Below are 26,542 nucleotides of genomic sequence, written 5' to 3' on the forward strand. Positions count from 1 at the left end.
GCCAGATGCGTGCCGAACTTCATCGGTTGGCGCGGCGCTTCCGCGATGGGACCAGCGATGCCGGCACCACGATGGCCGAGCTTGTTACTGCGATGGCCCTTATGACCGTCTTCATGACGATCTTCACGACGTCCGTCGCTCTCATGTACCGATCCATAAACAAGGTGACCTCGTTGTCCGATAGCGCAACACAGCTCAATCAGGCTTTCGTTCGCCTCGATCGGGAGGTTCGTTACGCAGCGGCCGTGAGTCAGCCCGGAATTACGACGAACGGCGGTTGGTATGTCGAACTTAAGACGACGAACACCGGCGCCACGGTGTGCACGCAGTTTCGTGTTAACCCTAGTGCGAAACAACTTCAGCGGCGCACCTGGTCAGTCACCAGCGCCGGTGCGGCGACTAATATTACGTCCTGGATTCCGCTCGCCTCGGGCGTGACGAACGGCAACGTGCTGCCGGGAGCCGCGAATCCTCCGTTCGTATTGACCCCCCCGAGCGCTACTTTCACGTATCAGACACTGGGTGTTCGGCTTCTAGTGTCGTCCGGTTCTGGCGATGCTCCGACTACCTCAGTCAGTGCGGTCACCTATACCGCCCTCAATTCAACGGTGGCGACGACGTCCACCGACGTCTGCACCGAGGTTGCGCGACCATGAGACTTCATTGCACCGTCAGTCGCTGGATCTCACGAAGGCGACCAACAGCTGGCGACGATCGCGGCTCACTGCCCCTCCTCATGCTGACGATACTGATCGGCTTATCGGTTAGCTCGCTGATGATCCCGATGATCATTACCCAAAACACCGCGACTCGTGTCAGCATCGCGAGAGTGCATTCGCTGGACGCCGCACAAGCTGGCTTCGATATTGTGCTAGGCGAGATTCGATCAGCGGTCAACGCCTCCGGTGACGGCTTGGCCTCAAAGCTTCCCTGCACGGATACCCCGGGCGGCTATAAAGACAATCCACAGTCCGGGTCGGTCGCCAGCGCAGGCCGCGGTCGCTATCAGGTCTACGTCGGTTATTACGACGTCGATCCGTCCGCCAAGGGTGACCCGTGGCTTGCGGCGAACGACATTCGATGCGTGCCAGGATTCGGGACCCAGCACGTGCCGAACTTCGCATTTCTGCAATCAACTGGACCGATTCTGCCAGCGGCGCGTTCACCGGGCCAAACGTCCGCACCCTAACCACTACCTACACCTTCAAGACCGACAACCAGAACATCGCCGGCGGCGAGATCCCCATTTACCACACGGGCACCCTGGCGCTGTGCATGGATGCGGGGTCGGAGAATCCGGGTGCAGGCGCGCTGCTCACAGTGCAGGCCTGTACCAGTCCGAAGACAAGCCAGCAGCTTTTCGCGTACAACTCCGACCTTTCCTTACAGCTAGTAGCGTCGTCGCCCCCGATGTGCCTGGATGCTGGCGCACTGCCACACATTCTTGGAACGAACGTAGTTTTCCAGCCCTGTACGACGCCAGCGAACGCACGGCAGCAGTGGAGTATTGACGATAGCTCGAACTTTCAAGGCGCCACGACCTCCGGGACCCTCGACGGGTCCTGCTTCAAGATTCAGAATTCGAACACTGTCGGGAGCCCCGTCGTACTCGCGACTTGCAGTGGGAACTTCGATATCAACCAAACCTGGGTGCCGGAGCCCGCTGTCGGCGCCGGGGCGGCAGGGCTGCCCTTGAACGGAAATTCACCGCCACAACTGGTCAATTTCCAGCAGTTCGGACGTTGCTTGGACGTCACCAACCAGACCCCGGATGCGACTACCTCGGGAGAGCCCGGCGGGGGAAACTACCTCATCGCGTACCCATGCAAGCAGGCTCCGAATCCGGCAAAGGTCCTGTGGAACCAGAAATTCTCTGTCAACTCCACCGGCGAGATAGTCACCGTCTACACGAACAACAACAATTACTGCCTGCAGAGCCCGGGAAATAGCCTCACGGGCAGTTATGTACGAACCGTCGCCTGCCCGACCGGGACTCCGCCGACGAATCTTGTTTGGACCTATAACGGAACGGCGGACTCAAGCGGTAAGGAATTGCCGTACTCGAAGAAATACACCATCGTCGACTCGTCATCGCCGAGTCTGTGTCTGTCGCTCAGCGCCAATAGTGATCAATACAAAGGTGCCTATAACAAGACAGTCGTCGCGCCGTGCGATGGTTCCCTGTTGCAGAAGTGGAATGCCGATCCGAACATCCAGATTCCAAACCTGCAAAACACCGGCGAGAAGTAGGCCGCGATGCGCTAGGAGTTACCCCGACGCTCCTCGCTACCCAGCGCTGACCGCGAGTTCATTCCGGCGATCAGCCTGCCGGACCGAGGCGTAGTTCGGCGCGCCCGCGGGCATCATGCGACGCAGCCTCAATGCGGCTGCAGCCGATGCCAGACAGAACATGACCTGCATCGCGATGAAACCGGCAGGCAGATGCATACCCAACAACGCACTGGACAAGATCGGGCCAATAGCCGTGGCAACAGTCGAGGCGCCGGTGACCGCTGCCATCGTCCGTCCGGCCGCGCCCTCAGGAGCAAGCGCCGCCGCCAGTGGCGACAGGATCGGCGCCATCATCGTTTCGCCAAAGGACAATGCGAGGAAACCGATCAGCACAAAGGCACCGTCGGAACCGGAGATGATCAGCGGTAACCCGAAGATCAACCAGCACACCACCCACAACATTGCGCAAGTGGCGAGTAACGAGGTGCCTCGGCGTTTGCGGGTGTAAGCAACGACCGGACCAGTCAGGGCGGCAACGAGAATCGCGTTCATCGCAACCGCAGCCCCGAGCAGCGCTGGGCTAACCGTGGTCGAGTCCAGCACGTAGGCGGGCAGTCCGGCATCGTATTGCGCGTAGCAGGCGAGCGTGATCAACAGTGAGATGCCGAGCAGCCATCGGACCGGGCGCTTGGCAAGGATGTCGCGGTAGGACACGGTCTCGCCCGCACCTTGACTCGCCAGCACACCGGCGTGCGCGCCACGCCCGGCGAGCCCGACGGCCACAGCACTGATGAGCGAGGCAACGACGGCGACAACGTAGACCGGCCGCATCGCAGCTTGGCTGGACAGGTCGACCAGGCTGCCGCCGAGCGCCGCGCCAGCGGCCGCCGCGAGGTTGATGGCGATGAATTGCCAGGCGAAGACGTCGCGCCGCTGTTCTGGCGCCGTTCTTGCGAGCAGCATCACCTGGATAGCCGGTTGGGCCAGCGCCAGCGCGGCGCCAAAGCCAGCCGCGACCAGAAAGATGGCGTCGGGCGTGGTCGCCACCGCCAGTAGCGCGGTAAACAGCGCAAGGCCAAGCCGCGCCAGCACCGCCACGACGGTCGGATTCGCCCGATCGGCCAGCCAGCCGGCCAGCGGCGCGGCAACGATCGATCCGACCGCGAATGCCGTGAAAGTGCCCGCAGCGACACCGGACCCGAGCCCTCGCGCGTCGGAAATATCGGCATACAGGAAGGGGAAGACGGCACCCCAGCCCCCGGTGGCAAGTGCGCCACCAGCTAGTAGGACGAGGGTCCGCCCGAGACCGGAACGCACAGTGCCTCCTCAGGATGTCTTGCTGGGCTTGTTGGACAAGGTAAGTTCGAAATCGAATGTTCGATATCGAAGTAATAGTACACTGTCCAACATGGCGAAGCAGACGGGTATTCCGGCTCCGAGACCGCGCCCAAAGCGGTCGGCGGCGTTGGTCGAGTACGAGACGGCCGTTGCCGGATTCACGGCGGCAGGCGCCGACGAGACCGTCCAGCGAGTCGTCACTGCCCTAGCGCGGATAACCAAGAGATTGGACGGTTTCTACCGCGCACAACTTGCCGATCTTGATCTACAACGCGGCGACTGGGGCGTCCTCCAGGAGCTTGCTTTTCATGCCGGCGTCGACGGGTGCTCGACTCCGTCCCGGCTTGCAGATGTTGTCGGCGTCTCCCCCTCGACCATGACCCACCGGTTGGATCTGATGGCCCAACGCGGACTCGTCGAGCGCGCGGTGGACGAAGAAAACCGAACCCGGAGCAAGGTGAAGCTGACGCGCGCCGGCCGCGACCTCTTTCAGCGGGCGATCCTTGATGCCGATGTCGCAGAGTCCGAAGTACTAGCCGCCCTCGAACCAGACGACCAAGCCAAGCTGGCCGACCTGCTCGAGCGACTGTTGGCCGGGTTTCCGTCCTCCTGATCCGGATCCGGGAGGTTGGTACGCCACGATTGGTATACCGCTGAGTCGCCATGACGCCGCGTGGGTATACCAACTGTGAGCGCGATCGGCCCCCGATGTCGATGCCTGGAGGAATAGTTGAATGCTCAACTCTGTTGTGCCATGATTGATGCCAAGTAACGAGGAGACCGCCATGTCTGTGTTCCGCTTGAACCACGCCGTGCTCTACGTCCGCAATGTCGCCGAGAGCGTGGCGTTTTACCGAGATATCCTCGGTTTCGAATACATTCCCGGCGGCGACGCCATCCGTGGCGGGGCATTCTTGCGTGCCCCCGGCTCGACCAACGACCACGATCTGGGCCTTTTCGAGCTCGGTGCGCAGGCAGGACCTTCCGGCGCCGGACGCACATCAGTCGGCATGTATCACCTCGCGTGGGAGGTCGACACCCTCGGTGACCTGGAGGAGTTGGCCGGCAGGCTGGCTGAGGCCAACTCGCTGGTCGGCGCCTCGGATCATGGCACCACCAAATCGCTGTACGCCAAGGACCCGAATGGCTTGGAATTTGAAGTCGTCTGGCTGATCCCGGCGGATCTGCTCACCGACGCCGACCGCACGAAGTCTTCGAGCATCGGCGCCCTCGATCTCGGACGCGAAATCGCACGTTTCGGCCGCGACACGCACGGCGGCGTCGGCGTATCACGCACCTCCGTTACTGCCCCCGTCTAACCACCCGTCTAACCGCTGGCGAATTGTGTAACGCTCGGCACCCCCTGGGTGCCGAGCGTTACACAATTCGCCACGGTGGTTTGTTGGCCTGCGGTTAGCAGGCTTTGCCGGTCAGCAGCGCCAGCAGATACTGCACCCACTGCGCCAGCGTTCCGCTCGGGCCAGGCGGCAGCACGCACGCTTTCTGTACCTGGAGGTTTGCCGCAACGCTGGTGCCGTCGGCAGCCTGCGCGGTCAGTTTGTGCGCGCCCACGGTCGTCGCCCTCGGAATCGCCACCGTGGCGGCTGCCTTACCCTGCGCATTGGTGGTCACCGACGCAACATGGGTGGTATCCAATAGCAGCGTCAGTGGCGTCGACGGGCTCCAACCATCCAAGGTCACTTTCACATTCTTGCCAGCCGCCACTGTTGACGGCGCCAGCTTGATCGTGCCCTTCTGGACGGGTGGTATCGCGGCAACGGGACGGATCCGCACTACCTGCGGATCGTGGTCAGAAACCTGATCAGCAAACTCGGAATTGATGTGGATTACGTCGTACTGAACCGCTGCAACACCAGCATCGGTCAATGGCTTCGAGACGAAGATATGGTCAAGCACCTGCGAGATTCCATTGAAGTTGTAAGTGTATTGCTCATCCTGAGGCAGCGTGTTGATCAGGTCGGTCAGCGTAGCGCCGTCGTCTGTGAGTGTCTTGACGGGAGCCGAGAATTGGTAGTCGTTGAAGTCGCCGGCTAGGACGACGTTCGCCCGGGGATCCGCTGCGAGCACCTGCTTCACAAATCCATTGAGGACGGTTGCCTGTTCGGTGCGCTGAATTTCAGAACTGCGGGCCGCAGGCTGGTACCGCCCGTCCGAGTCCTGGTCACCGAGCTTTGAGTCGAAGTGGTTTCCCACCACGATGACCTTCTTACCGTCAAAGGTGAACTCGCCCGCCAGCGGTTTGCGGCTGTCGGTCCACGCGACGTTGGTCGGGTCGACGCGACCGGGCGAGGCGGAAAGTTCGGCGGTGTGGTCCGATCCCGTCGAGACTGTCACGGCAGTTGTCGAATCGCCACCCGCCTTGGCATCGAAGCTCACCCGCACGGGGTTATAGAGAAAGACCACTCGAATGTTGCCACCGGGTTGGCCGCCGTCTGCGTCGTTTACCGGATTCACCGAGGCCGATTGATATGCGGGGCCGCCCGCAGCAACGATGGCATCGGTGAACTTCGTGATCGTCACGTCCGCTGCAACAACGCCGTCGTCGGTCGCACCGTCATTGTCCTGAATTTCCTCGACCGAGATGATGTCCGGCGAAGCGAGGTTCTTGACCACGCCAGCCGCCAATCGGTCGAACTTCGATTGCGGATCGGACGGCGCGAGGTTCTCTACGTTGTAGGTCGCGACGGCGAGCTGATCGGCGGCTTGCGGCGTTGCCGATGTACCTGTGAGGCCGTTGTTCTGATACGAACCGACCTGCGTCGCGGCGATGTCGTAACCGCCGAAGGTGGACCAGTCCACCGGGCCAGTCGTCGGCCCATTCAATTGGTCACCGACGTTCGCCGCTGGGACGGTGCCGCTCACCGGCGTCACCAACAGCCGACCCGCAGGCACTTGGTCGTAACCGGCGATATAGGTACCACCACGAGGGGTCATCTGCTCGCCGGGCTTGGTCGTCACATAGATCTCGCCGAATTCATTGCCAGGTCCGACGACCTTGGCATTGTCGAGTTCGACGAGCATCCCCTCGTGTGCTTCGAAGAACTCCTGCGCGGACCTGGCTGGGTCCAACGGGCTGGTGGTCTCGATGCTGTGCGGAGCGTCGGCAGCCCCAGGTGCCGCGAACTGGTCGGGCACGGTGGTCGACGTCAGTAGGAGCGGGCTCGGCGGAGTTACGCCTTTCTGGATCGTGGTAACCAGCGTCGGATCAATCTCGGTGGTGGACAAGCTCGACGTCGTGCTCAGCGTTTCACCCGATGCCAACGGGTAGAAGTCCTTTACTGCTCCCGTCACCAGGACGGAATCTCCGACCGCAACGGAGGCGCTGCTGGTAAAGACGAAGACGCCAGACGACGCGGCCGGGCGGGTCGGATCCGGATTCGGTTCCTGCATGAAGAAACCCTTGCTACTACCAGCGGTGCGGACCGCGGTGACGATGCCAGGCACCTTCGTTACGGACTGGCCATCGAGCGGCGACTTCCAACTGGAACCCTGTACATCCTGAATTGTGACGGTGCCGGGTACGCAGGCATCCGGGGTCGGAGTCGCGCCACAATCGGTGCCGCCGCCGCCTCCGGTGCTGGTGCCAGCCGCCTTCGGGGTCGGCGCCGCAGCTACGAAATCGGCGCTGTTGGCGTCGGTGTCAGCTTCTGTGGCCGACCGTTGATCCGAGGTGGAGTTGGTCAGTCCCGGTGCCGCGGCGGCGCCCTCGAAATCGTTCGCCGTGCCGTACCCGACGAAGTCCTGTACGCCCGGTGCGCCGTGACAGGCGGCGGCGCACCCAAGCGCAACCGTTGAGGTAACGAGTGCCACTTTGCCTGCGGCGGCTGACATCGCGATCGAGCCCACCGCGTCGGGAGTGGGCAAAGGCGCCGGCATTGCGGCCCCCGCACCCTCCTGCACCAGATAGAAACCGCCCGCGGCGACGGAACCGGTCAACTGGGTGACTTGATAGCTGGTGCCACTCGCTGAGGCGTACTGGACCGACCAACCGGTCAGGTCGACGGTTGAAGCGGAGGCGTTGTAGAGCTCAATGAAGTCATTCGTCAACGGAGCGCCGGCGTTGCCGCCGCCGCCGTATACCTCCGAGATGACAACGGTTGAGCTGGGTGCGGCCGCGGCAACTGATGCCAACGCCACCAGGCCTGTGGTTGCCAGCGCAACAGCTGAAAACACAGCTACCGCCTTGTGCTTGCCGGCCCGTCCCCGCATCCCGGCCGAGTCCTTGGCTGCTTCGCTGGGCGTTTGCCTGTTGACGAACTTCGGATGCCTGCTGACGGACATGGAGGATCTCCCCAGGGTCGGATACGGCGGGTGCTCGACAAATCCTCCGGCCGCTGAGTGGACGCCCGGTGATGCTCGGCACCCTAACCGGTGTCGGGTGGGTGAAGATAGGGGCTTCCGGGCGTTTTTACCGTGAAGTGCCAATGAAGCTATTCGCGACGAAGATCCACTTGTCAGGTTGTGCCAGCGCGTCGTCGATCAGCTGGCCAGAAACCCGGCGAGATGCACTCCGACCTGCTCCGTCTCGATCAGAAAGCCATCGTGCCCATAGCGGCTCGCGATCTCTCGATAGCTCGCGCCGGGAATGCGCGCAGCGATCTCAGCCTGTTGGGAAGTCGGATAGAGGCGATCGGAATCGACGGCAACCACGAGTGTCGATGCGGTGACCGTCGCCAGCGCGGCCGCGATGCCGCCCCGGTCGCGGCCCACGTCATGGGAGTTCATCGACTCGCTCAGAGTCACATAGCTGCCGGCGTCGAACCGTGCTGCCAGCTTGTCGGCATGGTGATCAAGATAGGACTCGACTGCGTAACGTCCGCTACCGATCCAAGGGCGGCCGTCGTCCTGTGGCTCCCGACCGAACCTAGCGGCCAGTTCGAATTCGCTTCGATAACTGATGTGGGCGATACGCCGGGCGATCCCTAAACCTGCTATCGGGCCCAAAGCCCGACCACCAACCGGCGACCCGGCAAATGAATCTCCGGTAGCCGATTCTTCCGAACCAGCGTCGTAATAGTCGCCCCCGCGCCACGCCGGATCTGCCCGAATAGCGTGTATCTGCGTAGAACAAAGGCCAATCTGTTCCGCGGACGCCGCCGCGGTACTGGCCACCACGGCCAGTCGGCTTACGCGTTCGGGATGCGTCACCGCCCATTCGAGCGCGCGCATGCCCCCCATCGAACCACCGATCACCAGCGCCCACCGGTCGATACCCAGCGCATCGGCTACTGCCACCTCGGCCGACACCTGATCACGTACTGTCAGATAGGGAAACCTCGAACCGTAGGCAGCGCCGTCCGGCGCTGGGCTGCTGGGCCCTGTGGTGCCCTGGCAGCCACCCAGAACGTTCGTAGCCACCACGAACCATCGGTTCGTGTCCAGACCGCGGCCCGGGCCGACCAGGTCATCCCACCAGCCAGCGGTTGGATGACCTGGCCCCGCGGAACCGGTCACATGGGAATCACCAGTCAGCGCGTGCTCAACGAGCACCGCATTGTCACCGGTGAAATCTCCCCATGTTTCGTAGGCGATAGTCAGTTCGGAGAGCTTTTCGCCTGATTCGAGGTCGAGTGCTCCTGTCGAGATGAACCGTCGATGACCGGGGTCATCGCCGAATCGCCAGTACGCGTTGCGCGCCGCCACCTTATGGATAGCCTCTTGTCTTCCGATGTTGGGCCTCGGTCCCGATCAGGCCTTCGCGGCTGCGAATCCCTGTTCGAGATCAGCAAGAATGTCGTCGATGCCTTCGATGCCCACGGCCAGCCGAACCAGGCCGGGTGTAACCCCAGAGGCAAGCTGCTCCTCCGGTGTCAGCTGCGAATGCGTCGTACTCGCAGGGTGAATGACCAGGCTGCGAACATCACCGATGTTGGCAACGTGGCTGTGCAAGGTCAGCGCCTCCACAAACTTCTTACCTGCGTCGATGCCGCCGGCAATCTCGAATGCCAGCACGGCGCCCGCGCCCTTCGGCGCGTATTTCTGCGCGAGGGCGTAATACGGCGAGGACGGCAGGCTGGCATACAGAACTCTCTCGACCTGACCGTGCCGCTCGAGATAGTCGGCGACCTTCGCCGCATTGGCTACGTGGCGTTCGACCCGAAGACTGAGAGTCTCCAGCCCCTGGATGAACTGGAATGCGTTGAACGGCGATACGGCTGGCCCGAGGTCGCGCAGAAGCTGAACCCTCGCCTTGAGAATGAACGCGAGGTTGGCGCCCAACGCCGAACCGACGCCCAGGTCACGTGCGTACACGAGGCCGTGGTAGCTCGGATCAGGCTGATTGTAATTGGGGAAACGCTCAGGCGAGGCGGCGAAGTCGAATGACCCGGAATCGACGATCAGGCCGCCGATCGAGGTCCCGTGCCCGCCTATGTACTTGGTGGCCGAGTGCACGACGATGTCTGCGCCGAATTCGAAGGGCCGGATGAGATAAGGCGTGGCGACGGTGTTGTCGACGATCAACGGGACGCCCACCTCGTGAGCAACAGCCGCTACCGCCTCGATGTCCAGGATGTCAGACTTCGGGTTCGGGATGCTTTCGCCAAAGAACAGCTTGGTATTGTCGCGCACCGCAGCGCGCCAACTGGCCGGGTCTGCCGGGTCGTCCACGAAGCTGACCTGCACGCCGAGCTTCGGAAGGGTGTAATGCAGCAGGTTGTACGTGCCGCCATATAGCGAGGACGAGGACACGATGTGATCGCCCGCCTCTGCGATATTGAGGATTGCGATCGTCTCGGCCGCCTGCCCAGAGGCGACGAGCAGAGCGCCGACGCCGCCTTCGAGCGCGGCGATGCGTTCCTCCACGACGGCCTGCGTCGGGTTCATGATGCGGGTATAGATATTGCCGAACTCAGCCAGCGCAAAGAGGTTCTTGGCGTGTTCGGAGGAATTGAAGACATAGGACGTCGTTTGGTAGATGGGCACAGCGCGCGCATTGGTAGCGGCATCGGGCGTGGCGCCTGAGTGGATCTGCTTGGTTTCGAAAGACCAGTTGGCCGGATCGGTCATGCGGTTACTCCTGCTCGTGATCGGTAGGAATCGCTCCCAGTGAGCCGGAAGCTGCCCGGCTCGGCTCAGAGTTGATTCGAAGGAATGCGGCATTGCCGCGTTTCAAGGCGCCTCGGGAATCAACAACCACGACAGGTCGGGCGCCGGTCAGCCATGAACTCGACACGACGTCGAGAGCTCACGGCCACCATGCTCGTCACGATACCGCGACCACTGCACATAGTCTACGTAGTAGCTAGACATTGCCGTTTCCGTTCAGGCATCGCAGAATGCCGTTGCTGCCCGTTCGCGCTGGGCTCGCTCAGGCTAGATCTGGACGAACCGACAGCACCGGGCAATTCGCCGACAGGATGATCTGCTGGGCATTGCTGCCGAGTAGCAGTTTGCCGACCAGGGATTTGCGCCGCAGGCCCACCACGATCAGTGACGCGGGCAGGGCGTCAGCTGCTTTGAGGACCTCTTCGGCCACGTCTCGTGCATCAAGTGCCTGTCGTACGTCGCCCTTGATACCCCGTTGTGCGATGCGGCTTCGGACTGCTTCCAGATCCTTCTCCTCGGCGAAGGTCGGATCGGCGAAGTTACTTCCAACAACGACGTTGAGCACCACGAGGTCTTGATCCGTGGTTTTGGCAGCCTGCATGCCGGCCTCAAGCGCGGCGAAGCCTTCGGCCGAGGGAACATAACTCACCAGAACGGTCATCGAGTGCCCTTCGTCAGTTCGAGCCCAGCTCATAATAGGCTCTGGGCGTGGCTGACGGCACGAACCGATGGGCCGAACTTACCGGTGGCAGCTCCGGCGCGAAGTATGCCGCTCGGATCGACGCGCTGGCAGCCGACGGGCGCGACATGCACGGCGAAGCAAACTTCTGCCGGTCATTGGTAAATCCCGGAGCCCGCATCCTGGACGCCGGCTGTGGAACGGGCAGGGTATCGATCCGCCTGGCAGAGCTGGGCTTCGACTGCGTAGGCGCCGACGCCGATGCCTCAATGCTGGCGGTCGCCCGCGACAGGGCACCGCAGATCGCCTGGTACCTCACCGATCTCGAGGCCAGCTGGCCACTTTCCAGTGCCGGCATCTTCGACCTCGTCGTCGCCGCCGGAAACGTGATCCCGTTGCTCCGGCCCGGCAGCCTAGGCACGGTCGTGACCCATCTGGCGGCTCGGACGAAGCACGGTGGTTGGCTCGTGGCCGGGTTCGGGCTCGACGCGGGGCACCTGCCGCCGGGCTGCCCAGTGACCCCGCTGGCTGACTACGACGAGGCCTGCAGCGAAGCAGGATTGACCGAAGTTGCAACCTCTTCGACCTGGGACGGCGCGGCCTTCGACCCACGGTCGGGCTATGTCGTGCGCGTGCACCGAAAGCCCAAATCGGCATAGCGAGATCGTCAGTACCGATCGTCAGTACAGATCGTCAGTACAGATCGTCAGTAAACAGAGCGACCGCGTCGGCAAAGCTGTCGTAGGCGTGCGACAGACTAGGTCCCGTAAGGATGGCGGCCCTGGACCAGCACCCATACAGGTAAGACGGGTACCGATACAGGTAAGACCAGTACCGATACAAGTGATAAGTGGGAGCAGTGAGATGGCGGGACGTCGAAAGACCGGATTGACCCCAGAGGCGGTGGCTGTCATGCGTGGCCAACTGGCCGACGGTAAGCGTGTTCGAGTGCGGTTGGCAGATCCACAGTTCGGCGCCGGCACGACGGGCGCGGTAACGAGGATTGGTGATCCGGCTGTCGACGGCGCCGACTACGTCACTGTTCGAGTCAGTGTGAACGGTCATACCGATGAATTACCGTTTGCGCCCAACGAGCTCGACCTGCCCGCCTCCAAGGCCGTGCCGTCGAAAGCCTCGAAAGTCACGTCGAGGAGCACCAGCAGGCGACGGTCCACGCCCAAGCCGACGGTCAAACCACCAGCTGGAGTCGATACGCCGTCAACCGCAGCCCCCGATTCACGATCGGGCGACTCTGCGCCCGCCAAAATCTCCACACCCACTCCGGCCGCTGCTCACACCGTCGATCCGCCAACCGAGGCTTCTCGGCCAGTCAAGGTTGCCTCACGTCGAAAAGCAGGCGCCCCTGCCAAGATCAGCATCACGATCACTTCGACCGGCGCGGCCTGGTCAGTCAGTGCACTGCGGGGTGCAAAATCCGTAGCGAAGTCGCTGGCGGTGCCACCCGGGGTAGTTACTGCCGTCGCTGAACTACTCGCCCAACCCAGCATCTCGGAGGCCGTTGCCGAGGTGAACGAGACCGCGCTGGCCGAGACCGAGCAACGCGCTGCCAAACTCCGTGCCGAGCTCGCCGAGCTCGACGCCGTGCTCGCCGCACACCGGGTGCCCGCCGGGTAACGTCGAGTAAGTGCCTCACGACATCACCGAACTGACTCCACCGCGCGCCGCGCGAAAGCCCATCGCGCGAATTCACCACGGTGACACCTTCACCGATGATTACGAATGGCTGCGCGACAAGAGCGACTCCGAGGTCTTGCAATACCTTGAAGCGGAGAACGCCTACACCGACGTACGGACCGCACACCTCGAGCCGCTGAGACGGCAGATCTTCGATGAGATCGCTGCTCGAACCAAACAGACGGATCTGTCGGTCCCGGTCCGCCGCGGCGGATTCTGGTACTACAGCCGGACGGTTGAGGGCCAGCAGTATGCAATTCACTGCCGGGTGCCGGCGGTCGGCGATCGCCCGCCGGATGTTCCAACGGCTACGGAAGACTCACCTGCTGCGGTCGCCGGCGAGCAGATCATGCTGGACGGCAACGACATCGCCGGCGATTCGGAATTCTTCTCCCTCGGAACGCTCGATACCTCACCCGACGGCAATCTCCTCGCATACTCGGTGGATCTGAGCGGCGACGAGCGATTTACCTTGCGGATCAAGGACTTACGCTCGGGCGTGGATCTACCCGACGAGATAGCGGGCGTTTTCTACTCCTCGGCCTGGTCCGCCGATGCCAGCTCGATCTTCTACGTCACTGTCGATGACGCCTGGCGCCCGAATCAGGTCTGGCGACATATTGTCGGCACCGATTCATCAACGGACGTTGTCGTTTTTTCCGAGCCCGACGAGAGATTCTGGGTTGGCGTCGACCTGACCCGGAACAAGCAGGCCATCCAGATCACCGTTGGCAGCAAGCTCACCAGTGAGGTCTGGTTCATCGACGCGGCCTCGCCAGGATCAGCTCCGGTCGTCGTCGAGCCACGACGCGAAGGCGTCGAATACGAGGTCGAACATGCCGGCGATCAACTACTCATCGTGCACAACACCAACGCGATAAATTTCGAGCTCAGCACGACCACCCTGGATTCGATGGGAGCGGCAGGCTGGCGAACGCTCATTCCTGGCAGCAAGGAGCGTCGACTGCTGGCAATAGATGCCTTTGCCGATCATGCCGTCTTGTACGAACGAACGAACGGGTTGACGAACCTCTCGGTGATGCGACGCGCGGGTCATGACTTCGCCGACGCGGAACCGATCACCTTCGATGAGGCGCTCTACAGCGTTGGCCCGGCGGGCAACCCGGAGTGGAACACACCGACTTATCGGCTCAGCTTCGGTTCGATGATCACGCCGGACACGGTCTATGACTACGACCTCGCGACGAAAACCCTGTTGCTGCGCAAGCAACAAGCTGTGTTGGGCGATGTCGATCTGTCGCAGTACCGGCAATCCCGCGAATGGGCCGAAGCTCCTGACGGCACCCGTATTCCGTTGTCAATCGTGGCTCGGGCAGACGCAGCAAGGGACGGCAACGCACCCGTCGTCCTCTACGGGTACGGCTCCTACGAGCACTCCATCGATCCGTACTTCTCGATCCCCCGATTGTCGCTTCTGGATCGCGGCGTCGTCTACGTGATCGCCCACGTCCGAGGCGGCGGCGAGATGGGACGCCACTGGTACGACGAGGGCAAAATGCTGTCGAAACGCAATACCTTCACCGACTTCATCGCCGCCGCCCGGCATCTGGTCAGCGCCGGCTGGACACGTCCGGAACGCATTGTCGCCCAGGGCGGTAGTGCCGGCGGCCTGTTGATGGGCGCGGTCGCCAACCTTGCGCCAGAGGCCTTCGGCGCCATTGTGGCGCAGGTGCCTTTCGTCGACGCGCTCACGACGATTCTCGATCCGTCCTTACCCCTGACCGTGACCGAGTGGGAGGAGTGGGGCAACCCGCTCGCCGACCCCGAGGTCTACCGGTACATGAAGTCCTACACGCCCTACGAGAACGTCGAAGCCAAGGACTACCCAGCTATCCTGGCGATCACCAGCTTGAACGACACCCGCGTGTTCTACGTCGAGCCGGCGAAGTGGATCGCAAAGCTACGAGCGACAGCCACGGGCTCGGCGCAGATCCTGTTGAAGACCGAGATGGACGCCGGACACGGCGGCCGCAGCGGGCGATATGACGCCTGGCGAGAACTCGCCTTCAGTCTCGCCTGGCAGCTGGATGCCCTGCAGGTGGGCGCCCAGACGCCCGACGTCAGCGGAGTGGCCCGTCCTGTCTAGCGGCCAAACTCATCACACCTGGCCCGACAACACTGGACACTCATTGAAAAACGCGCTCTCATTCCAGTGCGCCCAGGTTGCTGACTCGTCGACTCGAGCGCAGGGCACGGCCGAGGCAACCGGACCTCGATACGGCCAATGCAGATCGTGACCGAGACGGGTGGTAGTGCGTGGCGCAGATCGAAGCGAGCGCGGACCTCGAAGCTGGCCTTCCCGGCTGGCGTCGAAACAATTATGCCGCCATGCTCTGCGTCTTCCTGCTGACCGCGTCGTTTTCCTTCACGACACCCTTCTTGCCGCTCTACCTCCGCCAGCTCGATGGCATCAGTGGGCCGCAGGCCGCGCTCTGGGCCGGCATCGCATCTGGCCTCGGCGGCCTCGGATCGTTCGTCACCGGGCCAATCTGGGGAGCGCTTGGCGACCGGTACGGCCGAAAACTGATGCTGGTACGAGCCTCATTCGGTGGCGCGACAGGATTGTTGCTGATCGGGTTGGCGACGAGCGTCTGGCAGGTCGTGCTGTTCCGGATGTTGATCGGAGTGATGGCGGGCGCGCCTGCAGCGGCGATGGCCCTGATGGCCACCGGCACACCCCGTTCCTTACTACCGCGCGCCCTCGGCCATCTGCAGGCCTCGACCTTGATCGGCGTCGCGCTCGGTCCGGTCCTGGCGGCGTCATTGATCAGCGCGCTCGGCTACCGGACGACCTTCATCACGGCGGGCATCCTGATGTTCTCCGGCGCCACCGTCGCGACCTTCATGATCCAGGAACAGCGGATTCCTCGACCCAAACCGGCCGCACCCGGGACCGTCGACCCTGAGGTGGTCGCGGTCGCCGAGGTGCCCCGGCCGGGCGCTCTGCGACAGATGCTGCGTTCGCGCGTCGTCTGGGCGGCGCTAGGTCTCGTACTCAGCGTGAGTTTTGCCGCGCCGATGATCCAGCCGATCCTCGCGCCGTATGTCGGGACCTTGCTACCGGACGGTGCCTCTACTACCGCGACTGTCGGCTGGCTCTTCTTCGGCATCTCGATCGCCAGCGCGTCGGCGGCAATGATGTCGGGCCGGTTGATTCGTCGGTTCGGATTGCAGACGGTATTGCTCACCGCGACCGTCGGTGTGGCACTCTTCCTGATTCCGGCGGGCACCGTGCAGGAGGTGTGGCAGCTGGCGGTACTGGTCATCACGATGTCCTTGTTCGGCGGGGCGCTCCAGACCAGCACCGTCGCACTGCTGCCCAGCGTGGTGGACTCGTCCTCAGTCAGCTCCATCTTCGGGCTCTATCAGAGTGCGTCGGCGTTGTCGGCACAGCTCGGCCCGGCACTCGGCGGCGCTCTCGCGGTGGCGGTCGGATTCCGGCATGTCTTTCCGATAGCGGGGACCGCACTGCTTGTGCTCGGACTGCCGATGTTCGTCGTGTTCCGGCGGGTAGTCGCCTCCGAAGGCGCGCGACAATCAGCCGCCGCATCGGTGGGCGGGGCGCAACCGCTGCCCAGCTGACCTGGGCCAAACTCGGGAACGAGACTCGTAGCATCACGTCAAAAGGAAAGGTCAGGCATGAGTGCACCGAAGCCACATATCAACGATCAGAACCGTCAGATCATCGAGCAGTTTCGCGCCAACGGCGGTCGATCGACCGGTGGCGGCGAGGAGTCGATCGTGTTGCTCACGCACACTGGCCGAAAGAGTGGCCGCTCCTACACCAATCCGCTGGCATGCGTGGCAGACGGGGACGATCTGATCATCGCTGGGACCAAGGGCGGCACCCCGACGCACCCCGAGTGGTATCTGAACCTGGTCGCGAACCCGATCGTCACCGTTGAATGGGATGGTCAGAAATACTCAGCCGAGGCGCAGACGGTGCCTGCCTCGCCGGAACGCGATCGACTGATCGGATTGCTATCGGTGGCGCTGCCGAAGCTCCCTCGGTACGAAGAGAAAACCGCGGGAGTCCGCGAGATACCGATCATTCGCCTCATCCGCAACGCAGACTGATCGCATACCGCATGCAGCGGTGCAATACTCGGCTCATGACTGATGACACGGCTCGGGAACGAGCGATCTACCAGGCCCTGATGGCTGTTGACGAAGTCGCCGCCGCGCTGCAGGCCCACCTGATCGCAGAGCACGATGCCAATCCCGAACGTGCGGCCTCGATGAGCACTTCCACCAGCTCGTTCAAGCTGTTACAGCAGGCGCGCGAACGCCTCGGGGAGGGCCTGCGGGCGATCGACGCCGAATCAATCGGAGTTTCTGATGACATATCCCTCAGAAAAGTGAATTAGTATTTGCTGCACTGGTACGTCCTCTTGAAGAGCTCTTCGGTGCGTGATACCTTCGCCAAGCCTGGTCTCGTTTGCGAGACTGCGCACCACCGGGCCTAGGAGTCGAAGGAGCCGCCGTGAAGCTCGGGCTGCACGTCAACAGCTTCAGCTGGCCCGGCGACGTCCCTGAGATCGGTCCCACCCTGGCGCGCATTGCCGTCGCTGCCGAAGATGCCGGCTTCGCCCGGCTGACGGTGATGGATCACCTGTGGCAGATCAGCATGCTCGGCGAAGAGAACGACGCGATGCTCGAGGCGTACACCACCCTCGGCTTCGTAGCTGCCCGGACCAGGACGATCGAGCTGTCAACTTTGGTGACCGGTGCCGTCTATCGCTCCCCCGGCCTGCTGGCGAAAGCCGTCACGACCTTGGACGTGCTGTCTGGCGGCCGGGCATGGCTGGGCATCGGCGCGGCGTGGAACGAGCAAGAAGCAACGGGCCTTGGCCTGTCCTATGCGCCCACCGTCGAGCGGTTCGAGCGCCTCGAGGAGGCCCTTCAGATCTGCCTGCAGATGTGGAGCGACGACGACGGGCCCTACGCGGGCAAGTACTACACCCTTGGCAGCACGCTGAACTCACCGCAACCAGTGTCCCGGCCCCGCCCCCGGATTCTGATCGGGGGCGCCGGCGAACGCTTGACCCTGAAGCTGGTCGCCAAATATGCCGACGCCTGCAACGTTTTCGGTGGTCCGGACTCCGGGCACAAGCTCAGCGTTTTGCGCGAGCACTGCAACCGACTCGGACGCGATTACGAGGCGATCGAGAAGACAGCAATACTCTCGCTGAGTCTCGATGGCGAAGGGGGCGTGGACGGCCTGTTGGAGCGCCTTCGGATGTTGCACGAGTTCGGCTTCACGACGGTGCACGGCTCCGTCGCGGACGGGTCATCGATCGAACCGCTGGAAAAGATCGGGTCCGTCGTCATCCCGGAGATCTCCGGTTGGTAACAGCATCAAGTCGTGAACCTACAAGGGAAGAGGAGAAGTTCATGCGCGTAGAAGATCTGATCTTGGTCAGCATCGATGATCACGTGATCGAGCCTCGAGACATGTTCGACAGCCACGTGCCGGCCAAGTACCGCGACAAGGCCCCGAAGAGCATCATGGACGAGAACGGCTTCGAGAAGTGGTGGTTCCAGGGAGTTTCCAGCGGCTCGAGCAGCCTGAACGCGGTCGTCGGCTGGCCGAACGAGGAATGGGGCATGAACCCGTCGACGTTCGCTGAGATGCGGCCTGGCTCCTATGACGTGCACGAGCGGATTCGGGATATGAACCGCAACGGCATTCTCGCCTCGATGTGCTTTCCGTCCTTCGCCGGTTTCAGTGCCCGTTTCTTCCAGGAGTCAGCGGACAAGGACCTGGCACTGGTGATGCTGCAGGCTTACAACGACTGGCACATTGACGAATGGGCCGCCTCCTACCCGGGCCGGTTCATCCCGCTAGCGATCGCGCCGGTCTGGGATCCGCAGGCGTTGGCCGCAGAAGTCAGGCGGGTGGCCGCGAAAGGCTGCCGGGCGATCACGATGCCGGAACTGCCGCACATGCAGGGGTTGCCGAGCTACCACAACCTCGACTACTGGGGCCCGTTCTTCCAGGCCTGCTCGGAAGAGCAGGTCATCATGTGCCTGCACATCGGGCAGGGCTTCTCGGCGATCAATTCGGCGCCGGACGCTCCGATCGACAACCTCATCATTCTCGCGACCCAGGTCTCCACCTTGGCTGCGCAAGACCTGCTCTGGGGTGGTGCGTTCTTCAAGTACCCCGACCTGAAAGTGGCCTGGTCTGAAGCCGGTATCGGCTGGATCCCGTTCTACCTCAACCGCTGCGACCGGCACTACACCAACCAGCGCTGGCTGGGCCACGACTTCGGCGGCAAGCTTCCGAGTGACATCTTCCGCGAACACTCGCTGGCCTGCTACGTCACCGACCCCACGGCGCTGAAAGTCCGCGCCGACATCGGTATCGACATCATCGCGTGGGAATGCGACTACCCCCACTCGGACTCGATCTTCCCCGATGCGCCCGAGTTCGTGCTGGCTGAAATGAACTCAGCGTCGGTCACCGATCCGGAGATCAACAAGATCACCTGGGAGAACAGCTGCCGCTACTTCGGCTGGGACCCGTTCAAGCACATCAGCAAGGCCGACGCCAATGTCGGATCGCTGCGGGCGCTGTCGCCCGACGTCGACGTTACGATCCGCTCGAAGCACGAATGGCGCGAGCTCTACGCCGCGAGCGGCGCACACTAAGCGTCTTCACCAAGCGAGCACAGGGCAAGCGCAAGCAGGGCAGCGGCACGTCGCCGTTGCCCTGTTTGCTTTGCGGCTGAATCTCCGTCGAAATACCGCGTCGGTTCAGAGTGATTTCGAGAGGAGTCGAAGCACCTCGCGGTCAGCGACAGGCTCGAAGTCTTCATAGAACGCCCCCACATGGCTGAACCATTGTGGAGTCGCCACCGCGATGACGTGGTCGGCGGTCTGGCTCAGTGCCGCTGCCGCACTCGGTGAGACCACGGGCGCCGCGACCACCACGCTCGCGGCGCCCCGGGCGTGCGCGACCTGGCAGGCCGCACGGGCCGTCGCGCCAGTGGCGATGCCATCGTCGACTATGACAACATCCATATTATTTAGGTCGATTCTCGATTTCACGTCGCGATAGAGCGCGGCTTTGCGGGCGAGCTCGATCCGCTCGGCGCGATCCACCGCGGCGAGTTGTTCAGCAGTGATCGTCGAGCGTCGCACGACGTCCGCGTTGAGGATCCGTACCCCTTCCTCTCCGACAGCGCCCATCGCCAGTTCCCTATGAAAGGGCACCCCGAGCTTTCGCACCAGCAACACGTCGAGCGGCAATTTCAACACCCGGGAAAGTTGGTAGGCGACAGGCACTCCGCCTCTGGGCAAGCCGAGGACCACGGTCGCGTTGCCGCATAGCTCGCGGGCCACCGCGGCAAGTTGTCTGCCGGCGTCGGCTCGGTCCACGAAACAGACTCTGTTCATCGCGCCTCGAAACAAGCAGGCTGAGGAGCAGGCGCCTAGCTGCTTTGGCCCATGCTCCACAACTGCCACTGGGTGGTGCGCAGCCGTCGTGGCTGCTGGAGCACGGTGACCGCGGCGAACGCGACATCCTCCGGACGCAGGTACGCCGCCAGAGCGGGATCACCCTCGGTACGTCCTGCGCCGATCGCGAATTCGGTTTCAACGCCGGCCGGACAGATCGAGGTGACGCGAATTCCGTCCGGTCGGACTTCACGATCCAACGCACCGGCCATGCCTACCTGGGCGAACTTCGTCGCCGCGTAGACGGCCTCGTCCGCACCACCCCGTAGGCCGGCGACCGACGCGATGATCACGACGTCGCCGGCACCGACTTCGCGGAACGCACGAACCGCGGCGCGAACGGCCCAGACCGTCCCTTCCACGTTGGTCCGCATCATCGTTTGAAGCTCGTCGTCCGTCCAATCGAGGATGCCGCCGTACATTCCGATGCCCGCGTTGATCACGATGCTGTCGAACCGGCCGAACTCACGGTTCGCCGCGACGACCAGTTCGGTCGCGGACGACGGATCCTGAACATCGCCAGTCACGGCAAAGACCTTGTCCGACCCAAATTCCGAAACGAGGCTTTCCAGCCGATCCATCCGCCTTGCTTGCACCACCACGCGGGCGCCGGCCTCGACCAGCAGTCGAGCAGTGGCCGCGCCGATACCCGAGCTCGCGCCGGTAACGGCCACCACGGTGTCGGTCAGGTCTCGTGTTTCAGCAGGCATGGGATCGTCCCTCTCCTCGGTGCCCCGCGGCAGTTGGACAGCTCCCACCAGTATGCCGACATATCGGCGCCGGAGAGACAGCGAACGTGAGACTGGGACGATCTGGTGATCACTGGGGGCGCGCAGCAGCCGACTCTCAGGTGGCCGGAAGGACTCCGTCGCTGCGGAATTGTGCAATCTCAGCGTCGGAATACCCCGCGGCCGAAAGGACCGCTTCGGAGTCACCGCCGAGCTCCGGCGCCGGGTGCGTTGCCGTCTGCGTCACTGGACCGCTCAACCCGGCGATGCGTAACGGGCTCGCAAGCACCCGGTGGCCGCCCACCTCGACGATGCTTTCCCGTTGCCGCATATGTGGATCGTCCAGTAGCTGTTCGGCCGTGTTCACCGCGCCGATCGCCGACCCGGCGCCGCCGAGTTGCGCCAGCCACTCCGCAGCCGTCCGTTCGGCGAAGATTGCCTCGAATCTGCGGAATACAATCTGGTTCTCTTCCGGCGTACGCGGCATCTTGTCGGCCAGCTCGGGCAGTCCGAGTCCCGTGACGAGCGCTTGCCAGGTCCGTGGTTCGACCGCTGCGAGCGTGATCAGCTCGCCGTCAGAGCAGCGGTAGGAGCGCCTGGCCGCCTGATCACCGTATTTGGTCGGCAGACCCTGACCAGCCGCGGCAATCTGCTCCCCCAGTATCCAGGTGGCTGAGTCCAGCAGGCTGGCATCCACGCGCGAGCCACGGCCCGTCCGGTCCCGTTCGCGCAACGCGGCCATGATTCCGGTAGCGGCCATCAGCCCGCCAATCGGAACCGCGATGACCAACTGCGGCGAGCCGTATACCGAATCTCCGGCGATCGACGACAGCAATCCTGAATAGCCCAGCAGTGTCACGTCGTGCGCAGCCTGCTCTTGATACGGGCTGCCATCGCCGAAACCGGTTATGGAACACCACACCAATCCAGGGTTGATCTCGGCGAGGGATTCGTAACTCAACCCGAGTCTGGCCATTGCGCCCGGGCGCTGTGACTCGACCAGCACGTCAGCGTCGGCGACCAGGCGACGCACGATCTCGGCGCTCGCCGGATTCTTCAGGTCGAGTGCGAGCGAACGCTTGCCACGGTTCAGCGCCACGTTGCCCGGGCTCGAAGCCCCTGCGTAGCGCATCGGGTCGCCACCCGGCGGCTCGATCTTGATCACGTCCGCGCCAAGGTCGGCAAGCACCAAGGTGCAGAACGCGCCGGGATGCAAGCGAGACATGTCCAGCACTCGTACATCAGCCAGCGGACCAAGGCGTCCTTGAGCATTCGTCATCGGAATACCGAACCTCCTCGTGCCATCATCGGAGCCCAGAGTTGACGCGCGGCCCGAGCTCAAGAAGGCCACGCAATTCCAAGCACCGCTACCGGATCAGCATCTCCTGGGTGAACGAAGCAAGATGTCGTCCCGACCGATCGTGCAACGATCCGAGCATCAAACCGCGCGACCCCACCGTCGATAGTGGAACTGCGCTCACCAGCAGCCAATCATCGCAGCGGCCGGGTCGATGAAACCACATCGCGTGATCGAGGCTGGTCGTCCGAGCCGAGCCCGCCGGCGAGCTGTCGGGCCCACCCGCGCGTAGGCCTATTGCAGTAGCGGCAATCGCCGGTGCGCCCATGTCCGACAGGTAGGCCATGATGCACGAATGCAGGATCCGGTCGGAGGGCAACTCACCCTGGCTGCGTACCCAGGCTAGGTAGACCGCTTGATCGGGTGGCACCCCCTCGCGGCTGCGGTCGATCATGTCCAGCCCGAGCACGACCCCGTTGCCATCGACATCACTGACGAAGTCATCACCCGGCGGTGCCGCAACGGTCGGCGCCGGAACCTGAAACTCTGCGCTTGGCTCGTCCCGCTGAAAAGAGGCGGTCATCGTGAGGAGCACGCGGTCGCCTTGTCGGGCCGTCACTTGACGTCGGGAGAATGATCGACCGTCGCCCAGCCGCTCGACCTGAATCAGCAGGTCTTGTCCCGCATCGCCGGCGCGGAGAAAGCTGGCATGTAGCGAATGGGGAAAAAGCGCGCCATCCGTCGTCGCCGCCGCCGCCCGAAGCGATTGAGCCATGAGTTCGCCGCCGAAGGGCGTGGGCCTACTCGGCGGCAACTCACTGCGGGCCACGTACACGTCCGAGCCGAGCGGCACGATATCGAGCAGCCTGATCAGCTTCTCAATACCCGAGGCGGCAACTTTCATCCGTTCAGTCAACGGATGTTTCCTCTCCGATGTGCTGGCTACTACAAGACAGCATCAAACGGCTTTGGCCAACGGATCCACGCCCATGAGGTTCGCCAGGTTGGCGCCCATGATCTTTCGCTGATCTTCGTTGGACAGCGTCTCCAGCTCGTCAACGAAGGTCACCGGGTCGAACATGCCTTCAGGATGTGGATAGTCGGAGCCGAAGACGACGTTGTCCGCGCCGACCACATCGACGAGGCCAAGAACATCTTCCTCGTGGAACGGGTGGAAGTAGACAGACCGCTTCAAGGCCACCATCGGGTCCTCGTCAAAGAGTTCCGGGGTCCGGTCGTAGAGCGTGGTCAGGGTCGCGACCAGAGGACGGACCCAGGCCGTCCCGTTTTCGATCGGCATGAAGCGGATCGCAGGGAATCGTGTCGCCAGGCCATGACCGACGATCGACGAGACGACGTCCTTGATGGTGCGATGCTGGGAACTCACGATCGCGCTGAACGCCGATCGCTTTCCCGCAAACGGTAGGAATTCGCCAGTGTGGCCCTCCCATTCGTTCAGGTAGCGCTGAGCGCCGTCGTCGGATGAGTGCATGCCGACGAGGACGCCGGACTCCTCGACTCGCTTCCAGAACGGGTCGTACTCCTCGAGCGCGAACGAACGACGCCGGCCGTTGTTTCCGGGTACTGGTGCCGGCCTGATCAGGATCGCACGTGCGCCCCGCTCCAGAGCCCAATCCAGATCGCGAAGCGCCTCATCCAAGATGGGCAACGTGATGACCGGGGTGGGAAAGATGCGGTCCTCGAAGTTGAACGTCCAGTGCTCATACATCCACTCGTTGAGGGCACGCACGATGATGTGAGTGGCCTCGATGTCGTCTGAGAGACGCTCTTCGATCAGGCTCGCCAACGTCGGCCACATCATCGCCCGGTCGATGCTCAGGTCATTCATGAGCAGAAGGCGGTCCTCGGGATTGAAGAACGCCGGGATCGACTTGATGTACCGGGGCGGCGGTGTCAGCTCGCGGTCGCCGGCCTTCGCGCTCGTCTTCGACGACGGGTTTTTCAACCGGAATTCGACCTCTTGGGCGCCCGGCGATGCTACGACGTTGAACGTCGGGTTCGGGATGTAATCAGAGATCTTGTTCTTCAGCGCGATCTTGGTGCGCCCGTTGACCTCAACGTATTTGACCAGGCCCGCATGGCTCTCGGGAAGGTATTTCGTGAAGGCGTCGGCGGTTTCGTACATGTGGTTATCGGCGTCAAATACGGGGAAATCCAAGGAACGGGACAACACAGCCTCCAGCGCGCAAGGGTGGCGCTCCGCGAAGGCAGAGCACCAGATTGTGAACGGCGACTCAGTATTAAGGCTCAGTCTGATATTTGTCCATAGACAAAACCGATGAGCGACGGATTGTCGCGAGACCCGGGCCGGGCGTCGACCGCTCGCCGCCGGTACGCAGTGTCGGCATCGTCATGAAATGTTGAGCGATCAACTGCCCCACGACTCACCGCTGCCGCCGCAACGTGATGAGCGTTTGCCTTTCAGACCCTGTAGATAATTGACCGGCACGAATGGACCGTCTAGTTTGATGACACTTAGTTCACGGCGCGGACGCCTGGTCTGTTGGCTCGGCTGCGCCCCCAATGAGGAGCTGGCCCACGTGACCGCGTATCGCTTCATCACCTATGAGACCTTCGACGATGGCACGATTGCTCGTATTCTTCTCAACCGACCTCGAACCCGCAACGCGCAGAACAGGGGTCTGCTGGTCGAACTCAATGATGCGTTCCTGGCAGCCGAAGCCGACGACCAGGTCAGAGTCGTAATCCTTGGTGGCGTCGGGCCTTTGTTCTCATCCGGCCATGACATGGGCTCGAAAGAGTCCGCCGCTGAGTTCGCCCCCGGACCGGACCAGCACTTCACTGCCCAAGGCTATGGGGGCACCCGTCTTGGAGCAGAGAGCCGCTGGACGCAGGAATGGCACTTCTACTTTCAGAACACTCTGCGTTGGCGAAACCTACGCAAAATAACGGTTGCCCAGGTTCAGGGCACCGTGTTCGCCGCGGGTCTCATGCTGATGTGGGCCTGCGACCTGATCGTGGCAGCTGATGATACGAGTTTTGCTGACGTCGTCGGGACACGTTTGGGTATGTGCGGTGTCGAGTACTTCGCCCATCCCTGGGAATTCGGTCCTCGCCGTACGAAGGAAATGATGCTGACTGGCGACTCGATGGACGTCGACGAGGCCTATCGCTTGGGCATGGTGAGCAAGGTCTTCCCCAGGGCCGAACTCGAGGATCGCACGCTGGAATATGCCCGACGCCTCGCTCGGACCACGACGTCGGCAGCACTCATGATCAAGGAGTCCGTCAACCAGACCATGGACAACATGGGCTTCTACAACGCGCTCAACGCGTGCTTCACGATCCACCAGATGAACCACTCGCACTGGGCCGAAATCAACGACGACAAGTATCCGATCGGCAAGCCTGAACACGGTGTTTTGCCATGGAACGAAGCACCACCTGTTGTACCGATCAGCAAGACGGTCGCTGATCCGCACGCCGCCGCTGCCAGCGCGAGTTGAGCACCGCGGACGGCAATGGAATGTCCATCGTCGCTCATGTGTAGGTCGAGCGGCGGCGGTGCTCTGATCGAACCTGCGCCATAGCCTAGATCGAAACCTAGACTAGGTCTACTATCGCGTCCACATCGCACTGACGATTGACGTTGTGCCCACGATTCATGGCACTTGAGCGGTAGACGCTAGGGCCGTCCGGCGAAAATTTTCTTCGAAAACCTGTTGTACAAGAGCTATTTCTGCCACAGTACGTATTCATCGGACGGAGGTCGCCGGTTCTTCGCCTCCATCAACTAACCGCAGCAACGTAGTCATGCCATTTGCGGGCATGAGTTAGGAAAGTCAACATAGTCTGATTATCATCCCAGCCCACGACAGTGGTCGGAGCCGGTCGAGCGGGGCCACGGCTTGGTATCGACGTTGCAACGAATTGGTGACGAAACCAGGCGCGCTGTTACCCCTTGGCCCCAAGATATATATGGTTCGCCGAACATCGCGACCGCGGCCGGCGACCTCATCCCGGCGCGAATCTCGAAGCACT

Annotated in this window: 24 protein-coding genes; 14 read left to right on the forward strand and 10 right to left on the reverse strand. The window is 62.6% G+C overall.

Translation table 11 applies throughout. The features are described from left to right. The first annotated feature begins 5 nt into the window (after positions 1 to 5). From ACSMXN_RS18025 to ACSMXN_RS18035, 3 genes are all read left to right on the forward strand, one after another. On the forward strand, positions 6 to 656 hold the full coding sequence (locus tag ACSMXN_RS18025) for a hypothetical protein (RefSeq protein WP_155958357.1): 651 nt from the start codon (positions 6 to 8) through the stop codon (positions 654 to 656). 80 nt (positions 657 to 736) lie between these two features. Beyond that, on the forward strand, positions 737 to 1,189 hold the full coding sequence (locus ACSMXN_RS18030) for a hypothetical protein (protein WP_455407614.1): 453 nt from the start codon (positions 737 to 739) through the stop codon (positions 1,187 to 1,189). Beyond that, positions 1,081 to 2,250, forward strand: a complete 1,170-nt coding sequence (locus ACSMXN_RS18035; protein WP_455407615.1) for a ricin-type beta-trefoil lectin domain protein — start codon at positions 1,081 to 1,083, stop codon at positions 2,248 to 2,250. Before ACSMXN_RS18030 ends, ACSMXN_RS18035 begins: the two co-directional genes overlap by 109 nt. 36 nt (positions 2,251 to 2,286) lie before the next feature. Here ACSMXN_RS18035 and ACSMXN_RS18040 read toward each other — a convergent pair whose 3' ends face one another. After that, complete coding sequence (locus tag ACSMXN_RS18040) at positions 2,287 to 3,549, reverse strand: MFS transporter (RefSeq protein WP_022913201.1); 1,263 nt, start codon at positions 3,547 to 3,549, stop codon at positions 2,287 to 2,289. Positions 3,550 to 3,640: 91 nt separating this feature from the next. Between ACSMXN_RS18040 and ACSMXN_RS18045 the strand changes: the two genes are divergently transcribed. Further along, the gene (locus ACSMXN_RS18045; protein WP_022913202.1) at positions 3,641 to 4,183 is read left to right on the forward strand and encodes a MarR family transcriptional regulator; all 543 of its coding nucleotides are present in this window, start codon (positions 3,641 to 3,643) and stop codon (positions 4,181 to 4,183) included. 172 nt (positions 4,184 to 4,355) lie between these two features. After that, on the forward strand, positions 4,356 to 4,889 hold the full coding sequence (locus ACSMXN_RS18050) for a VOC family protein (RefSeq protein WP_022913203.1): 534 nt from the start codon (positions 4,356 to 4,358) through the stop codon (positions 4,887 to 4,889). Between the two features lie 94 nt (positions 4,890 to 4,983). Here the strand turns inward: ACSMXN_RS18050 and ACSMXN_RS18055 are convergent, their stop codons facing one another. From ACSMXN_RS18055 to ACSMXN_RS18070, 4 genes are all read right to left on the reverse strand, one after another. After that, positions 4,984 to 7,872 carry a lamin tail domain-containing protein gene (locus ACSMXN_RS18055; RefSeq protein WP_022913204.1) on the reverse strand — a complete coding sequence of 963 codons (2,889 nt, stop codon included), beginning with the start codon at positions 7,870 to 7,872 and terminating at the stop codon, positions 4,984 to 4,986. A 198-nt stretch (positions 7,873 to 8,070) separates the two neighbouring features. Next, positions 8,071 to 9,234, reverse strand: a complete 1,164-nt coding sequence (gene metX / locus ACSMXN_RS18060; protein WP_022913205.1) for a homoserine O-acetyltransferase MetX — start codon at positions 9,232 to 9,234, stop codon at positions 8,071 to 8,073. Positions 9,235 to 9,279: 45 nt separating this feature from the next. Beyond that, entirely contained in the window at positions 9,280 to 10,599 is a 1,320-nt protein-coding gene (locus tag ACSMXN_RS18065) for a bifunctional o-acetylhomoserine/o-acetylserine sulfhydrylase (protein WP_022913206.1), read from the reverse strand. Between the two features lie 301 nt (positions 10,600 to 10,900). Further along, positions 10,901 to 11,299 carry a universal stress protein gene (locus tag ACSMXN_RS18070; RefSeq protein WP_027139416.1) on the reverse strand — a complete coding sequence of 133 codons (399 nt, stop codon included), beginning with the start codon at positions 11,297 to 11,299 and terminating at the stop codon, positions 10,901 to 10,903. Between the two features lie 47 nt (positions 11,300 to 11,346). Between ACSMXN_RS18070 and ACSMXN_RS18075 the strand changes: the two genes are divergently transcribed. From ACSMXN_RS18075 to ACSMXN_RS18110, 8 genes are all read left to right on the forward strand, one after another. Next, positions 11,347 to 11,976 carry a methyltransferase domain-containing protein gene (locus tag ACSMXN_RS18075; RefSeq protein ID WP_022913209.1) on the forward strand — a complete coding sequence of 210 codons (630 nt, stop codon included), beginning with the start codon at positions 11,347 to 11,349 and terminating at the stop codon, positions 11,974 to 11,976. A 205-nt stretch (positions 11,977 to 12,181) separates the two neighbouring features. Further along, positions 12,182 to 12,952 carry a hypothetical protein gene (locus ACSMXN_RS18080; RefSeq protein WP_022913210.1) on the forward strand — a complete coding sequence of 257 codons (771 nt, stop codon included), beginning with the start codon at positions 12,182 to 12,184 and terminating at the stop codon, positions 12,950 to 12,952. 22 nt (positions 12,953 to 12,974) lie between these two features. Further along, the gene (locus ACSMXN_RS18085) at positions 12,975 to 15,119 is read left to right on the forward strand and encodes a S9 family peptidase (protein WP_051148871.1); all 2,145 of its coding nucleotides are present in this window, start codon (positions 12,975 to 12,977) and stop codon (positions 15,117 to 15,119) included. Between the two features lie 170 nt (positions 15,120 to 15,289). Next, the gene (locus ACSMXN_RS18090) at positions 15,290 to 16,615 is read left to right on the forward strand and encodes an MFS transporter (protein ID WP_022913212.1); all 1,326 of its coding nucleotides are present in this window, start codon (positions 15,290 to 15,292) and stop codon (positions 16,613 to 16,615) included. A 57-nt stretch (positions 16,616 to 16,672) separates the two neighbouring features. Then, positions 16,673 to 17,110 carry a nitroreductase/quinone reductase family protein gene (locus ACSMXN_RS18095; RefSeq protein WP_022913213.1) on the forward strand — a complete coding sequence of 146 codons (438 nt, stop codon included), beginning with the start codon at positions 16,673 to 16,675 and terminating at the stop codon, positions 17,108 to 17,110. Between the two features lie 35 nt (positions 17,111 to 17,145). Further along, positions 17,146 to 17,400: a hypothetical protein gene (locus tag ACSMXN_RS18100; RefSeq protein WP_022913214.1), complete on the forward strand. Its 255-nt coding sequence runs from the start codon at positions 17,146 to 17,148 to the stop codon at positions 17,398 to 17,400. Positions 17,401 to 17,516: 116 nt separating this feature from the next. Then, positions 17,517 to 18,386 (forward strand): LLM class F420-dependent oxidoreductase, encoded by an 870-nt coding sequence (locus tag ACSMXN_RS18105; RefSeq protein ID WP_022913215.1) that lies wholly within the window; start codon positions 17,517 to 17,519, stop codon positions 18,384 to 18,386. A 41-nt stretch (positions 18,387 to 18,427) separates the two neighbouring features. Beyond that, positions 18,428 to 19,687, forward strand: a complete 1,260-nt coding sequence (locus ACSMXN_RS18110) for an amidohydrolase family protein (RefSeq protein WP_022913216.1) — start codon at positions 18,428 to 18,430, stop codon at positions 19,685 to 19,687. Between the two features lie 105 nt (positions 19,688 to 19,792). Here the strand turns inward: ACSMXN_RS18110 and ACSMXN_RS18115 are convergent, their stop codons facing one another. From ACSMXN_RS18115 to ACSMXN_RS18135, 5 genes are all read right to left on the reverse strand, one after another. After that, entirely contained in the window at positions 19,793 to 20,416 is a 624-nt protein-coding gene (locus ACSMXN_RS18115) for a phosphoribosyltransferase family protein (protein WP_196811262.1), read from the reverse strand. A 53-nt stretch (positions 20,417 to 20,469) separates the two neighbouring features. After that, positions 20,470 to 21,204: an SDR family oxidoreductase gene (locus ACSMXN_RS18120; protein ID WP_027139418.1), complete on the reverse strand. Its 735-nt coding sequence runs from the start codon at positions 21,202 to 21,204 to the stop codon at positions 20,470 to 20,472. Between the two features lie 136 nt (positions 21,205 to 21,340). Beyond that, entirely contained in the window at positions 21,341 to 22,501 is a 1,161-nt protein-coding gene (locus tag ACSMXN_RS18125) for a CaiB/BaiF CoA transferase family protein (RefSeq protein WP_022913219.1), read from the reverse strand. Between the two features lie 88 nt (positions 22,502 to 22,589). After that, positions 22,590 to 23,423, reverse strand: coding sequence for an acyl-CoA thioesterase domain-containing protein (locus ACSMXN_RS18130; RefSeq protein WP_022913220.1), 834 nt, complete (start codon positions 23,421 to 23,423; stop codon positions 22,590 to 22,592). 54 nt (positions 23,424 to 23,477) lie between these two features. Then, positions 23,478 to 24,665, reverse strand: coding sequence for an amidohydrolase family protein (locus tag ACSMXN_RS18135; RefSeq protein WP_081649084.1), 1,188 nt, complete (start codon positions 24,663 to 24,665; stop codon positions 23,478 to 23,480). Between the two features lie 415 nt (positions 24,666 to 25,080). Between ACSMXN_RS18135 and ACSMXN_RS18140 the strand changes: the two genes are divergently transcribed. Continuing rightward, positions 25,081 to 26,007 (forward strand): enoyl-CoA hydratase, encoded by a 927-nt coding sequence (locus ACSMXN_RS18140; protein ID WP_035943811.1) that lies wholly within the window; start codon positions 25,081 to 25,083, stop codon positions 26,005 to 26,007. Positions 26,008 to 26,542 lie beyond the last annotated feature (535 nt).

The sequence above is a fragment of the Parajatrophihabitans canadensis genome, from assembly GCF_053764775.1.

Bases quoted from the DNA above. Each gene is read 5' to 3' on its own strand.
- ACSMXN_RS18025 (WP_155958357.1), top strand. From the start codon at position 6: ATGCGTGCCGAACTTCATCGGTTGGCGCGGCGCTTCCGCGATGGGACC.
- ACSMXN_RS18030 (WP_455407614.1), top strand. From the start codon at position 737: ATGCTGACGATACTGATCGGCTTATCGGTTAGCTCGCTGATGATCCCG.
- ACSMXN_RS18035 (WP_455407615.1), top strand. From the start codon at position 1,081: ATGCGTGCCAGGATTCGGGACCCAGCACGTGCCGAACTTCGCATTTCT.
- ACSMXN_RS18045 (WP_022913202.1), top strand. From the start codon at position 3,641: ATGGCGAAGCAGACGGGTATTCCGGCTCCGAGACCGCGCCCAAAGCGG.
- ACSMXN_RS18050 (WP_022913203.1), top strand. From the start codon at position 4,356: ATGTCTGTGTTCCGCTTGAACCACGCCGTGCTCTACGTCCGCAATGTC.
- ACSMXN_RS18055 (WP_022913204.1), bottom strand. From the start codon at position 7,872: ATGTCCGTCAGCAGGCATCCGAAGTTCGTCAACAGGCAAACGCCCAGC.
- ACSMXN_RS18065 (WP_022913206.1), bottom strand. From the start codon at position 10,599: ATGACCGATCCGGCCAACTGGTCTTTCGAAACCAAGCAGATCCACTCA.
- ACSMXN_RS18070 (WP_027139416.1), bottom strand. From the start codon at position 11,299: ATGACCGTTCTGGTGAGTTATGTTCCCTCGGCCGAAGGCTTCGCCGCG.
- ACSMXN_RS18080 (WP_022913210.1), top strand. From the start codon at position 12,182: ATGGCGGGACGTCGAAAGACCGGATTGACCCCAGAGGCGGTGGCTGTC.
- ACSMXN_RS18095 (WP_022913213.1), top strand. From the start codon at position 16,673: ATGAGTGCACCGAAGCCACATATCAACGATCAGAACCGTCAGATCATC.
- ACSMXN_RS18100 (WP_022913214.1), top strand. From the start codon at position 17,146: ATGACTGATGACACGGCTCGGGAACGAGCGATCTACCAGGCCCTGATG.
- ACSMXN_RS18110 (WP_022913216.1), top strand. From the start codon at position 18,428: ATGCGCGTAGAAGATCTGATCTTGGTCAGCATCGATGATCACGTGATC.
- ACSMXN_RS18120 (WP_027139418.1), bottom strand. From the start codon at position 21,204: ATGCCTGCTGAAACACGAGACCTGACCGACACCGTGGTGGCCGTTACC.
- ACSMXN_RS18125 (WP_022913219.1), bottom strand. From the start codon at position 22,501: ATGACGAATGCTCAAGGACGCCTTGGTCCGCTGGCTGATGTACGAGTG.
- ACSMXN_RS18130 (WP_022913220.1), bottom strand. From the start codon at position 23,423: ATGAAAGTTGCCGCCTCGGGTATTGAGAAGCTGATCAGGCTGCTCGAT.
- ACSMXN_RS18135 (WP_081649084.1), bottom strand. From the start codon at position 24,665: ATGTACGAAACCGCCGACGCCTTCACGAAATACCTTCCCGAGAGCCAT.